Source organism: Streptomyces sp. NPDC017225 (assembly GCF_044331465.1).
Classification (GTDB): domain Bacteria; phylum Actinomycetota; class Actinomycetes; order Streptomycetales; family Streptomycetaceae; genus Streptomyces.
In genome coordinates this window covers 202,251-215,177 of the sequence record NZ_JBIRNE010000010.1, presented here as the reverse complement: position 1 = coordinate 215,177, position 12,927 = coordinate 202,251, and the positions used below count along the sequence as shown (strand labels likewise).

Genomic DNA, 12,927 nt, shown 5'->3' with positions numbered 1-12,927 from the left:
GACGGTCCGAGAGGGACGGGAGAGGGCAGGGCCCTGGCTTCAACTTAGGGTAGCCTAACCTAACTCATTCTGTTTCACACGCGTGCCTCTACGTGACTGCCGTCACTGGCGCCCCATCTGCGTGGCGCGGAGGGGGAGTTGAGGCGTCCAGGGTCCTGAGGGGCGGGCGTCAGCCCTGTTCGCGGAGTTGCTCCTCCGTCAGGCCCTGGCGCCAGTAGCCGACGAAGGTGACGCGGCGGCGGTCGACGCCGCGTTCGCCCACGAAGTGCCGGCGCAGCCGCTTGACGCGGCCGGACTCGCCGGCGATCCAGACGTACGGGTGCTCGGCGGGCGGCAGTTGGGCCGCGCGGAGGGCGGCGAGGGTCGACTCGGGTCCGCTGGTGACGTCCTTGACCAGCCAGTTGATCTCGGCGTCCGCCGCCGTCCTCAGCTCCTGCGCGTCCTCGGGGTGCGGCACCTCCAGCCAGACCCGGGCGCGGGTGCCGGCCGGCAGCGACTCGACGATGGCGCAGGCGGCCGGCACGGCGGTCTCGTCGCCCCAGATCACCACCAGGTCGGTGTCCTCGGGTGGCCGGAAGCGGATCGCCCTGTTGTCGGCGACCGCGGGGCCGAGCAGTACGACCCGGTCGCCGGGGGCTGCGTCGGCGGCCCAGCGGGAGGCGGGGCCGGCCTGGAGGTCGTCGGCCCCCGGCCCGACGCCGTGCAGTACGAAGTCGATGTCTATCTCGACGGTGTCTCCGTCGCCGTCCCGGCGCAGCGCCCGCAGCGTGTACGAGCGCATCACCGCCCGTACGTCGTCCGGCAGTTCACGCCAACCCTGCCACCAGCCGTCCCCCAGCTCGACGGGCACCGCCGGCTCCGGCTGCCCCGGGTGCGGCAGGAACAGCGACAGGGACTGGTCCTGTCCGTCGGAGTGGAAGGCGCGCAGGTCGGGCCCCGCGAAGGTGACCCGGGCCAGAGACGGGCCGAGCCGCCTCGTCCGTACGACCTGGAGGGAGAAGAAGCGGAACGGGGCGGCTACGGCCGTCGTCATGGAGGGCTCCGGGAGGAAGGGGAGGGTCAGCCGACCTTCTTGGCGTTCTCGATCGCCTCTGCCAGGTTGTCGAGCAGCGGCGTGCACTTGTCGTAGGACAGGATCGGTTCGGGGGAGCGGGAGATGACCTGGCCGGCCTTGACCGCGGGCAGCTGCTTCCAGGTGCCCTCGGTGATGTCCGCGGGCTGGATGGTCGAGGCGCGGTCGTCCATGATGATGACGTCGGCCGGGTACTTGTCGACGTTCTCCCAGCTCAGGCTCTCGAACCAGCCGCCGGTCGCCTTCTTGGCCTCCTCGGAGGGCTCGACGAAGTTGACGCCGAGGGCCTTGAAGTACTCCAGGTCGACGGAGAGGTTGGTGCCGGAGACGTAGAAGAGCTCGGCGCTCGCGGAGCCGGCCAGCACCCTGATCTCGGGCTTGGCCTTCGCGGCGGCGCGCAGCCGGGCCGCGGCCTTCTCGAAGGCGGCCTTGGCGTCGGTGACCTTCTTCGCCTTCATGTCCGCGCCGAGCGACTCCGCCAGCTCCCACATGCGCTGGAGCGGCTGGGTGAGCTGGCGGTCGAAGACGGAGACCGCCACGCTCGGGGCGAGCTTGGCGACCTTGTCCTTGGATTCCTCGGGGACGGACCAGAGGGTGCCCGCGGTGTCGAACGTCGTGGTGACGAGCAGCTCGGGGGCGAGGGTGGCGTACTTCTCGACGTTGAGCTTGCCCCACTCGTTGCCGAGCACGGTGACCTTGTCGACGTCGAGGTCGCCGGCCTGGACGTCGGGCTTGCCGTCCTTGGTCGTGGTGGGCCCGAAGACGCCCTTGACCTGGACGCCGTAGTCCCACAGGGCGGCGGCGACACCGGTGAAGGCGACGATGTTCGTCGGGACCTCGTCCAGCTTCACGGTCGTGCCGCGGTCGTCCTTGAAGGACCAGGGGCCGGACTTGGCCGCCCCCGACTCCTCGCCGGAGCCACCGCCGTTCGCGTCGTCGTCACCGCAGGCCGCGAGCACGGCACCGAGGCCGACGGCACCGCCTGCGGCGAGGATTCCGCGTCGGGTCGGATGGGTAGCTCTGGCGTTGAACATGGCGTGGCTGCTTTCGAACGGTGCGGAGCATCCGCGGGACAAGTCGAAGGTAGGTTAGCCTAACCTCAGATCTTGTCCAGGGGGCGGGCCGGGGGCGGGCCGCGGCCGACCCCGCCCGGACCGGCCCGGACCGGCCCGGACCGGCCCGGACCGGCGTGGACCTCAGCTCACCAGGCCCAACTCCCGCGCGATCAGCATCCGCTGGACCTCGCTCGTGCCCTCGCCGATCTCCAGGATCTTCGCGTCCCGCCACATGCGCGCCACGGGGTACTCGTTCATGAAGCCGTAGCCGCCGTGGATCTGCGTGGCCTCCCGGGCGTTGTCCACCGCGACCGTCGACGAGTACAGCTTCGCCAGGGCCGCCTCCTTCTTGAAGGGATCGCCCGTCACCAGCCGGGACGCCGCGTCGCGCCACGCGAGCCGGGCCGTGTGGGCCTTCATCTCCATGTCGGCGATCTTGAACTGGATGGCCTGGTTGGCGCCGATCGGCCTGCCGAAGGCGTGACGTTCCTTCGCGTACTTGACCGACTCGTCCACACAGCCCTGCGCGAGCCCCGTGCCCAGCGCGGCGATGGCGATCCGCCCCTCGTCGAGGATGCGCAGGAACTGGGCGTAGCCGCGGCCCTGTTCACCCAGCAGGTTCGCCGCCGGGACCCGGACGTCGGAGAAGGACAGCTCACGGGTGTCCGACGCGTTCCACCCGACCTTCGAGTACGGCGCGGCCACCGTGAAGCCCGGGGTGCCGGACGGGACGATGATCGCCGAGATCAGGGGCCGTCCGTCCGGCCCCCGGCCGGTGACCGCGGTGACCGTCACCAGGCCCGTGATGTCCGTGCCCGAGTTGGTGATGAAGCACTTGGTGCCGTTGATGACCCATTCGTCCGTCGCCTCGTCCAGGCGGGCCGTCGTACGCGTCGCGCCCGCGTCCGAGCCGCCGTCGGGCTCGGTCAGGCCGAACGCGCCGAGCATCTCGCCGGAGCACAGCCGGGGCAGCCACTCGCGCTTCTGCTCCTCGGTCCCGAACAGGTGGAGCGGCATCGCGCCCAGCGAGACGCCCGCCTCCAGCGTGATCGCCACCGACGAGTCGACCCGGGCCAGCTCCTCCAGGGCGATGCCGAGCGCCAGGTAGTCGCCGCCCATGCCGCCGTACTCCTCCGGGAACGGCAGGCCGAACAGGCCCATGCGGCCCATCTCCCGGACGATCTCGTACGGGAACTCGTGCCGCTCGTAGAAGTCGCCGATCTTGGGCGCCACGACGTCGTGCGCGAACGCCTCCACCGTGCGGCGGAGGTCCTCCAGCTCGGGGGAGAGCTTGTGGTCCATGGTTGTCAGTGCTCCTTGTGGGAGTCGTCGCCCGAGCCCGCGAGGGCCCGAACGGTGCGGGACGGGCTGGGTCGGCCCAGGTGGGCGGCCATCCAGACGCTGGTGGCGACGAGAGAGCCGAGGTCGACCCCGGTGTCGATGCCGAGGCCGCGCAGCATCCACACGAGGTCCTCGGTGGCGAGGTTGCCGGTGGCGGACTTCGCGTAGGGGCAGCCGCCCAGTCCGCCGGCGGAGGCGTCGACGGTCGTCACGCCGTGCCGGAGGGCGGTGTATGTGTTCGACAGGGCCTGGCCGTAGGTGTCGTGGAAGTGGACGCCGAGCGCCTCCACGGGGACGCCGGCCTCGCTGAGCGCGGTGAGCAGCGCGCCGACGTGTCCCGGGGTCGCCACCCCGATGGTGTCGCCCAGGCTCAGTTCGTCGCAGCCCATGTCGAGCAGGGCCCGGCAGACCCTCACCACCTGCTCCACGGGGACCGCGCCCTCCCACGGGTCGCCGAAGCACATGGAGAGGTAGCCGCGGACGTGGACGTCCGACGACTTCGCCCGCGCCACCACCGGCTCGAACATGGCCAGGGCCTCGTCCAGCGTGCGGTTGAGGTTGGCCCGGGCGAAGGACTCCGTGGCGCTGGCGAAGACCGCGACGCGGCGGGCGCCGAGCGCCAGGGCCCGGTCGAGTCCGCGTTCGTTCGGCACCAGGACGGGGAGGTCGACCGGCAGGTCCGCGACCGCCGGGAACAGCTCCTCCGCGTCCGCCAGCTGGGGCACCCACCTGGGGTGCACGAAGCTCGTCGCCTCGATGGTGGTCAGACCGGTGCCGGCCAGGCGGCGGACGAACTCCGCCTTCACCACCGCCGGGACGGTCGCCTTCTCGTTCTGCAGGCCGTCACGCGCGCCGACCTCGTGGATCCGGACGCGGGCGGGCAGGCCGCCCGCCGGTACGGTCATGGGCAGGCCCGGACCGGGAGTGTTCACTTCGTCTCCTCCGTCCCGTCGTCGGGTGCGATGACCGCCAGCACCTGGTCCATGGCGACCGTCGTGCCCGGCGCCACGTCCAGCTCGGCGACCGTGCCGGCGTGCGGGGCGGAGATGACGTGCTCCATCTTCATCGCCTCCACGACCAGCAGGCTCTGCCCCGCGCTCACCTCGTCGCCGACGGCGACCTTCACCACCGTCACCGTGCCCGGCATCGGCGCGGTCAGCGAGTCGGCGCCCGCGTGGGCGGCGCCCGTGAGCGAGGCGGCGACCGGGTCGTGGTCGCGCACCTGCCAGGCGTCGCCGTCGCGGCCGAGCCAGTCGGCGGCGCGGTGGAAGGTGTGCCGGACGCCGTCCAGGGTCACCGACACCCGGTCCTCGGTGACGGTGTGCGTGCCGCGCGGGGTGTGTTCCACCGGATCGGTGACCCGCAGGTGGAAGGTGACGGGTTTCGGCTCGCCGCCCATGCGCCACCCGCTCGGCACCGAGAACGGGTCCGTCCACCCGTCGCCGCGCGGACGCAGCGCCTCCAGCCGTACGGCCGCCGCCGCCTCGTACACCTCCTCCGGTACGCCGGTGGCGACCAGGCCGTCGACCTCGCGCTCCACCAGTCCGGTGTCCAGCTCGCCCGCCACCACCGCCGGGTGGGCCAGCAGCCGGCGCAGGAACCCGGCGTTGGTCTGCACGCCCAGCGTGAGAGTCCGGGCCAGGGCCGCCCGGAGCTTGCGCAGAGCGGTGGCGCGGTCGGGTCCGTACGCGATCACCTTGGACAGCATCGGGTCGTAGAGGCTGCCGACCTCGCCGCCCTCGCTGAGCCCGGAGTCGGTGCGGACGCCGTCGCCCTCCGGCTCGCGCAGCAGCAGCACCGTGCCGCCCGAGGGGAGGAAGCCACGGGCAGGGTCCTCGGCACACAGCCGGGCCTCCACGGCGTGCCCGGTCAGCCGGACGTCCTCCTGCGCGAGACCGAGCGGCTCGCCCGCCGCCACCCGCAGCTGCCACTCCACCAGGTCCAGGCCGGTGACCAGCTCGGTCACCGGGTGCTCGACCTGGAGGCGGGTGTTCATCTCCATGAAGAAGTACTGCGAGGGGTCCTCGCCCGGCACGATGAACTCCACCGTCCCCGCGCCCCGGTAGCCGCACGAGCGCGCCGCCTGCACGGCCGCCTCGCCCATCGCGGCGCGGGTCGCCTCGTCGAGGAGCACGCTCGGCGCCTCCTCGATGATCTTCTGGTGCCGGCGTTGCAGCGAGCACTCGCGCTCGCCCAGGTGCACGACGTTCCCGTGGCCGTCGGCCAGGACCTGGATCTCGATGTGCCGGGGCCGGTCGATCCACCGCTCCACCAGCAGCGTGTCGTCGCCGAAGGAGGCGCGGGCCTCGCGGCGGGCGGCGGCGATCTCGTCGGCGAGCACGGCCTCGTCCCGCACCAGCCGCATGCCCTTGCCGCCACCACCGGCCGACGGCTTGAGCAGCACCGGCGTGCCGATCTCGCGGGCGGCGTCGGCGAGCTGCGCGTCCGTCAGTCCGCTGCCGCTGCTGCCCGGCACCACCGGCACCCCGGCCGCCTTCACCGTCTCCTTGGCGCGGATCTTGTCGCCCATCAGGGCGATGGCGTCGGCGGACGGCCCGATGAAGACCAGCCCCGCCTGCTCGCAGGCCCGCGCGAAGCCGGCGTTCTCGGCGAGGAAGCCGTACCCCGGGTGGACGGCCCGCGCCCCCGTCCTGGCCGCCGCGTCCAGCAGCCGCTCGACGGACAGATAGCTCTCCGCCGCCGGCGCCGGACCGATCCGTACCGCCTCGTCGGCCTCCCGCACGTGCCTCGCGTCCGCGTCGGCGTCGGAGAAGACCGCCACCGAGCGCACGCCCATCGAGCGCAGAGTCCGGATGACGCGCACCGCGATCTCACCGCGGTTGGCCACCAGTACCGTGTCGAACATCGAGCTCCCCATCGCGCTTCCCATCGAAGTCCCCTCCTCACATCCGGAAGACGCCGAACCGGGGCTCGCCCAGTGGCGCGTTGGCACACGCGGTCAGGGCCAGGCCCAGCACCTGCCGGGTGTCGGCCGGCTCGATCACCCCGTCGTCCCACAGGCGGGCACTCGCGTAGTAAGCGTTCCCCTGATGCTCGTACTGCGCACGGATCGGCGCCTTGAAGGTCTCCTCCTCCTCGGGCGGCCAGTCCTCCCCGCGCGCCTCCAGCTGGTCCCGCTTGACCGTGGCCAGCACGGACGCGGCCTGCTCGCCGCCCATCACCGAGATCTTGGCGCCCGGCCACATCCACAGGAACCGCGGCGAATACGCCCGCCCGCACATCGAGTAGTTCCCCGCGCCGTAGGACCCGCCCACGACGACCGTCAGCTTGGGCACGCGCGCGCACGCCACCGCCGTCACCATCTTGGCGCCGTGCTTGGCGATGCCCCCGGCCTCGTAGTCCCGGCCGACCATGAACCCGGAGATGTTCTGCAGGAACACCAGCGGGATGCCGCGCTGGTCGCACAGCTCGACGAAGTGGGCGCCCTTCTGGGCCGACTCGGAGAACAGGATGCCGTTGTTGGCGACGATCCCCACCGGGTGGCCGTGGACACGGGCGAAGCCGGTGACGAGGGTCTGCCCGTACTCGGACTTGAACTCGGCGAACCGGGAGCCGTCCACCACCCGCGCGATGACCTCGCGGACGTCGTAGGGGGTGCGGGAGTCGACCGGGACCGCGCCGGACATCCCCCGAGGGTCCACCTTCGGCTCGACGGCCGGCTCGACGCTCCAGGGCAGCGGGCCCCGCGCGGGCAGCGTGGAGACGATCTGCCGCACGATCCGCAGCGCGTGCGCGTCGTCCTCGGCCAGGTGGTCGGTCACCCCGGACACTCGCGAGTGGACCTCGCCGCCGCCCAGCTCCTCCGCCGTGACCACCTCGCCGGTGGCCGCCTTCACCAGCGGCGGGCCGCCCAGGAAGATCGTGCCCTGCCCGCGGACGATCACCGCCTCGTCGCTCATCGCCGGGACGTACGCGCCCCCCGCCGTGCAGGAGCCGAGGACGGCGGCGATCTGCGGGATGCCGGCGCCGGACATCCGGGCCTGGTTGTAGAAGATCCGCCCGAAGTGCTCGCGGTCCGGGAAGACCTCGTCCTGCATCGGCAGGAAGGCGCCCCCGGAGTCCACGAGATACAGGCACGGCAGCCGGTTCTCCAGCGCCACCTCCTGCGCCCGCAGGTGCTTCTTCACGGTCATCGGGTAGTACGTGCCGCCCTTGACGGTGGCGTCGTTGGCGACGATCACGCACTCCCGGCCGCTCACCCGCCCGATACCGGCGATGACGCCGGCGGCCGGGGCCTGTCCGTCGTAGAGCCCGTCGGCCGCGAGCGGCGCCAGCTCCAGGAACGGCGAGCCCGGATCGAGCAGCGTGTCCACGCGGTCGCGCGGCAGCAGCTTGCCGCGCGCGGTGTGCCGGGCCCGGGCCCGCTCGCCGCCGCCGAGCCGGGCGGCCGCGAGCTTGGCGCGCAGCTCCTCCACGAGGACGCGGTGCGCCTCCTCGTTGGCCCGAAAGGCCTCCGACGCGGGATCCGCCGCCGTCGTCAGCTCCGGTGCCTCGTGCATCCCGCGGTCCCCTCACCTGATGGTCGATCACTCGATCGCTCGATCGGTTAATGAGCGTTAACGCATTTCCCTCAGGTTAACGAGCGCTAACCCCTCTGTCTAGAATCGACTCCATGGCCACGAGAACCGACGCCCCCACCCGCCGCGAGCAGATCCTCAGGGAGGCCGCCCGGCTCTTCGCCGAGCGCGGCTTCCACGGCGTCGGCGTCGACGAGATAGGCGCCGCGGTCGGCATCAGCGGTCCCGGCCTCTACCGGCACTTCGCCGGCAAGGACGCGATGCTCGCCGAGCTGCTGATCGGGATCAGTGACTCGCTGCTGACCGGGGCGAAGCGGCGGCTGGCGAAGGCCGGCGAGGCGACCGGCTCCGAGGCGGTCCTCGACTCGCTGATCGAGGGACACATCGACTTCGCGCTCGACGACCGCCCGCTCATCACCCTGCACGACCGCGAGCTGGACCGCCTCCGGGACGCCGACCGCAAGATGGTGCGGCAGTTGCAGCGGCGGTACGTGGAGCTGTGGGTCGGGGTACTCCGCCAGGTCTACCCGGCCGTCGCCGAGCCCGCCGCCCGCTCCGCGGTCCACTCGGTCTTCGGCCTGTTGAACTCCACCCCGCACCTGGGCCGCCCCGGCTCCCTGCCCGGCCGCGCGGTGACGGCGTCGCTGCTGCACCGGATGGCGCGGGGGGCGTTCGCGGCGGTGGCCGAGGAGGGGGACGCGGAGGGGAGCGGGAAGGGGAGCGGGGAGTGACGAGGGTTACGTAGCGCCGACTCTGGACGCCCCTCCCTACCCGCCGGTACGGTGAAGTCTGAGCAAGCGCTTAGATACGTACCCTGGAGGTGGCGCGGTGCGCCGTACGGTGTTCAACGAGGACCACGAGGCGTTCCGGGAGACCATCCGCGCCTTCATCGAGGCCGAGGTCGTCCCCGTCTACGACGAGTGGTTCGCCGCGGGCCAGGCGCCGCGCGACTTCTACTACAAGCTCGGTGAGCTGGGCATCTTCGGCATCAACGTGCCCGAGGAGTTCGGCGGCGCCGGCATGGACAGCCACAAGTTCGAGGCGGTCCTCTACGAGGAGACCGCCCGCGCGGGCGTCCAGTTCGGCGGCTCCGGCGTGCACGTGCTGCTCGCCCTGCCCTACATCAACATGCTGGCCACCGACGAGCAGAAGAAGCGCTACCTGCCGAAGTTCGTCACCGGCGAGGAGATGTGGGCCATCGCGATGACGGAGCCGGGCACCGGTTCCGACCTCGCGGGCATGAAGTCCACCGCCAAGCTCTCCGAGGACGGCACCCACTACGTCCTCAACGGCGCCAAGACCTTCATCACCGGCGGCGTGCACGCCGACAAGGTGATCGTCTGCGCCCGCACCGACGCCCCCACGGCCGAGGACCGCCGCCACGGCATCTCCCTGTTCGCCGTGGACACCAAGTCCGAGGGCTACTCGGTGGGCCGCAAGCTGGACAAGCTGGGCCTGCGCACCTCCGACACCGCCGAGCTGGCCTTCGTCGACGTCAAGGTGCCCGTCGAGGACCTCCTGGGCGAGGAGAACAAGGGCTTCTCCTACCTCGGCCACAACCTCGCCTCCGAGCGCTGGGGCATCGCCTACGGCGCCTACGCGCAGGCCGCCGCCGCCGTCCGCTTCGCCAAGAGTTACGTGCAGGAGCGCACCGTCTTCGGCAAGCCGGTCGCCAGCTTCCAGAACACCAAGTTCGAGCTGGCCGCCTGCCAGGCCGAGGTGGACGCCGCCGAGGCCGTCGCCGACCGCGCGACCGAGGCCCTGGACGCCGGTGAACTCACCCCCGCCGAGGCCGCCAGCGCCAAGCTGTTCTGCACCGAGGTCGCCCACCGCGTCATCGACCGCTGCCTCCAGCTGCACGGCGGCTACGGCTACATGAACGAGTACCCGATCGCCCGCCTGTACGCGGACAACCGCGTCAACCGCATCTACGGCGGCACCAGCGAGGTCATGAAGATGATCATCGCGAAGAACATGGGCCTGTAACCCTCAGGGCATGAGCGAAGCACTCCAGTCCCTCCTCGACCTGCTCGATCTCGAGCGGATCGAGGAGGACATCTTCCGCGGCCACTCCCGCTCCGCCGTCGTCCCCCGGGTCTTCGGCGGGCAGGTGGCCGCCCAGGCCCTGGTGGCCGCCGGGCGCACGGTTCCCACCGACCGGCACGCGCACTCCCTGCACGCGTACTTCCTGCGCCCCGGCGACCCCGGCGCCCCCATCGTCTACAACGTCGACCGCCTGCGCGACGGCCGCTCCTTCACCACCCGCCGCGTGGTCGCCGTCCAGCACGGCAAGCCGATCTTCGGTCTGTCGGCGTCCTTCCAGACGTACGAGGAGGGACTCGACCACCAGGCCCCCATGCCGTCCGCACCGGACCCGGCGACCCTGCCCACCGGCGAGCACCGGCTGCGGAGCTACCCGCACCTGCCCGCCGAGACCGTCGAACGCTTCCTCGAGGCCCGCGCGGCCGTCGACCTGCGCTACGTCGACGACCCGCCCTTCGGCGACTTCGGCACCCCGCGCGAGCCCCACTCCCAGGTGTGGTTCCGCACCAACGGCAAACTCACCGACGACCCCCTTCTGCACGTCGTCCTCGCCACCTACGTCTCCGACATGACCCTCCTCGACTCGGTCCTGCTCGCGCACGGCCGCGGCGGCTGGGCCGTCGGCGACGTCGTCGGGGCCTCACTGGACCACGCGATGTGGTTCCACCGGCCCTTCCGCGCCGACGAGTGGCTGCTGTACGACCAGGAGTCGCCGTCCGCGTCCGGCGGCCGGGGCCTCGGCCAGGCCCGCATCTACACCCAGGACGGGCGACTCGCCCTCTCGGTCATCCAGGAAGGCGTGGTCCGCGTCCCTCGGGAACACTGAGGAGCATGGCGGAACCTGCACGGGAAGCACGGGAAGCACGGGACACGACGGGCGGCGGCGACAGCACCTTCACGGTGATCGTCGCCGCCCTCGCCAATCTGGGCATCGCCATCGCCAAGGCGGTGGCCGGTGTGCTCAGCGGGTCCAGCGCGATGCTGTCGGAGGCCGCGCACTCGGTCGCCGACACCGTCACCGAGGTCCTGCTGCTGACCTCCCTCAAACGCAGCACCCGCCCCGCCGACGAGGACCACCCCCTCGGCCACGGCCCCGAGCGCTACATCTGGGCGCTGCTCGCCGCCGTCGCCACCTTCGTCGGCGGCGCGGTCTTCGCCCTCTACGACGGCGTCCACGCCCTCACCCACGACGAGGAACCCGGCGACCCGCTGATCGCGTACATCGTCCTGGCCGTCGCCTTCCTCCTGGAGGGCTACTCCCTGCGCACCGGCCTGAGACAGGCGCGCGGCGAGGCCCGCCACTACAAGGTGCCCTTCGGCCGCTACCTGCGCCGCACCCCCGACACCGCCGTGAAGGCGGTCGTCATGGAGGACTCCGCCGCCCTCGCCGGACTGCTGCTTGCCGCGGCCGGCCTGCTCGGCGGGCAGCTCACCGGCTCCGGCGTCTGGGACGGCGTCGCCTCGCTCTGCATCGGCGCCCTGCTGCTGTACGTCGCCTGGGTGCTCGGCCGCTCCAACGCCGAGTTCCTCATCGGCCGCCCGCTGCCCCGCACCGTGCGCGACCGGATCAGGGCGGAACTGGTGGCCGTCGAGCACATCGAGGCCGTACTGGAGCTGACCACCCTCGTACAGGGCCCGCGGGAGGCGCTGGTCGCCGCCAAGGTCGACTTCCGGGACGTGGCGACGGCCGCGCAGATCGAGTGGGCGTGCGAGCGGGCCGAGCAGCGGCTGCGGGAGGAGTTCCCGGTGGTGCGCCGGGTCTATCTCGACCCGACGCCCGGGTTCGCGCAGCGCCGCTCGGAGGGACTCAACCCGTGGCCCTGACGGGCCGGCCGGGCTACTTCAGCCCCGCCTCCGTCAGCAGATACGCCGTCATCGGGTCGTAGTAGCGCGGGCTGACCACGTGGTCGTCCAGCGGCACCGCGACCTGGAGGGTGCCCTCGGACTCGGCGACGAAGAGCGCCGGGTCGTTGCAGTCCGCGTAACCGACGGAGTCGAGGCCGTGCTGGGCGGCGCAACCGGCCCAGCCGTGGTCGGCGACCACCAGGTCGGGCAGCGGACGGCCCGCCCGCTCCAGACCGGTCAGGATGGCCTTCATCGGTTCACCGGAATGGGTGTGCCACAGCGAGGCACCGTGCTCCAGCACGGCCACGTCCGCGAACTGCTGGACGTACCCCTCCTCCGTCGTCAGCCCCTCCGGGATCACGACGATCTCGCAGCCGGCGGTGCGCAGCGCGTCGGCCGTGGCGCGGTGCACGTCGAGCAGGCCGCCCGGGTGACCGGTCGCGAACAGCACCCGCTGCCCGCCGTCGGCCGCCTTGCGCAGCCGCCCGGCCATGCGTTCCAGCGCGGCCACGGTCAGCTCGGGGTCGATGGTGTCCTGGCCGTACCGGTATTCGGGGTCGTCGTTGACGCCGACCCGCTCCGCCATCACCGCGAGCACGTCCTGCTCGTCACTCCAGCGGTCGCCCAGTTCCAGGCCGAGCCAGAAGTTGCGGTCGCCGTTCGCCAGCTTCCGGTAGTGGGAGAGGTTGTTCTCGCGGGGAGTGGCGACGTCGCCCGCGATACGCGTTCTGACGAGGTGTTCGGCGAGTTCGGCGCGGCTGGGTGTCCCGGGTATCGGCATGGCTCCATTGTGAGGCAGCCACCGGTCGGCGTCTCGGGCATGTCCCACGCTGGGACGTGGGTCACCCTTCCGGTCGGCGCCATGGACGTTTCCTCCAGTCCCGAGGAGGCGTATGGACGGAACGTACATGTGCAGCCGCACGTCGGCCCCCTAGTCTGCGACCCGGCCCGGCGGCCGCGGTACGGACGGCCCCCGGAAACGGGTTCTCACCGGCGCTGCCCGCTCACCAGTAGAGTCGGACGACAGTAGTAC

The 12,927-nt window shown here is 71.9% G+C and carries 11 protein-coding genes; 4 read left to right on the top strand and 7 right to left on the bottom strand.

The window, feature by feature from the left end; all coding sequences use genetic code 11:
* Window positions 1-169 precede the first annotated feature (169 nt).
* From ACH4NX_RS22860 to ACH4NX_RS22835, 6 genes are all read right to left on the bottom strand, one after another.
* Window positions 170-1,033, bottom strand: a complete 864-nt coding sequence (locus tag ACH4NX_RS22860) for a siderophore-interacting protein (RefSeq protein WP_351396691.1) — start codon at window positions 1,031-1,033, stop codon at window positions 170-172.
* 26 nt (window positions 1,034-1,059) lie between these two features.
* Window positions 1,060-2,106: an ABC transporter substrate-binding protein gene (locus ACH4NX_RS22855; RefSeq protein ID WP_398128595.1), complete on the bottom strand. Its 1,047-nt coding sequence runs from the start codon at window positions 2,104-2,106 to the stop codon at window positions 1,060-1,062.
* 162 nt (window positions 2,107-2,268) lie between these two features.
* The gene (locus ACH4NX_RS22850; RefSeq protein WP_351396697.1) at window positions 2,269-3,429 is read right to left on the bottom strand and encodes an acyl-CoA dehydrogenase family protein; all 1,161 of its coding nucleotides are present in this window, start codon (window positions 3,427-3,429) and stop codon (window positions 2,269-2,271) included.
* Window positions 3,430-3,434: 5 nt separating this feature from the next.
* Window positions 3,435-4,400 (bottom strand): hydroxymethylglutaryl-CoA lyase, encoded by a 966-nt coding sequence (locus ACH4NX_RS22845; protein ID WP_398128596.1) that lies wholly within the window; start codon window positions 4,398-4,400, stop codon window positions 3,435-3,437.
* The gene (locus tag ACH4NX_RS22840; RefSeq protein ID WP_398128672.1) at window positions 4,397-6,334 is read right to left on the bottom strand and encodes an acetyl/propionyl/methylcrotonyl-CoA carboxylase subunit alpha; all 1,938 of its coding nucleotides are present in this window, start codon (window positions 6,332-6,334) and stop codon (window positions 4,397-4,399) included. Before ACH4NX_RS22840 ends, ACH4NX_RS22845 begins: the two co-directional genes overlap by 4 nt.
* A 37-nt stretch (window positions 6,335-6,371) precedes the next feature.
* Window positions 6,372-7,988 carry a carboxyl transferase domain-containing protein gene (locus tag ACH4NX_RS22835; RefSeq protein WP_351396702.1) on the bottom strand — a complete coding sequence of 539 codons (1,617 nt, stop codon included), beginning with the start codon at window positions 7,986-7,988 and terminating at the stop codon, window positions 6,372-6,374.
* Window positions 7,989-8,101: 113 nt separating this feature from the next.
* On the opposite strand from ACH4NX_RS22835, the gene ACH4NX_RS22830 reads away from it, so the two are divergent.
* From ACH4NX_RS22830 to ACH4NX_RS22815, 4 genes are all read left to right on the top strand, one after another.
* Window positions 8,102-8,737: a TetR/AcrR family transcriptional regulator gene (locus ACH4NX_RS22830; RefSeq protein ID WP_351396705.1), complete on the top strand. Its 636-nt coding sequence runs from the start codon at window positions 8,102-8,104 to the stop codon at window positions 8,735-8,737.
* Window positions 8,738-8,834: 97 nt separating this feature from the next.
* Entirely contained in the window at window positions 8,835-9,992 is a 1,158-nt protein-coding gene (locus tag ACH4NX_RS22825; protein WP_351396708.1) for an acyl-CoA dehydrogenase family protein, read from the top strand.
* 10 nt (window positions 9,993-10,002) lie between these two features.
* Entirely contained in the window at window positions 10,003-10,875 is an 873-nt protein-coding gene (locus tag ACH4NX_RS22820) for an acyl-CoA thioesterase (protein WP_398128597.1), read from the top strand.
* A 5-nt stretch (window positions 10,876-10,880) separates the two neighbouring features.
* Window positions 10,881-11,873 carry a cation diffusion facilitator family transporter gene (locus ACH4NX_RS22815; RefSeq protein ID WP_398128598.1) on the top strand — a complete coding sequence of 331 codons (993 nt, stop codon included), beginning with the start codon at window positions 10,881-10,883 and terminating at the stop codon, window positions 11,871-11,873.
* 13 nt (window positions 11,874-11,886) lie between these two features.
* On the opposite strand, the gene ACH4NX_RS22810 is transcribed toward ACH4NX_RS22815, so the two are convergent.
* Entirely contained in the window at window positions 11,887-12,675 is a 789-nt protein-coding gene (locus ACH4NX_RS22810; RefSeq protein ID WP_351396716.1) for a phosphatase, read from the bottom strand.
* Window positions 12,676-12,927 lie beyond the last annotated feature (252 nt).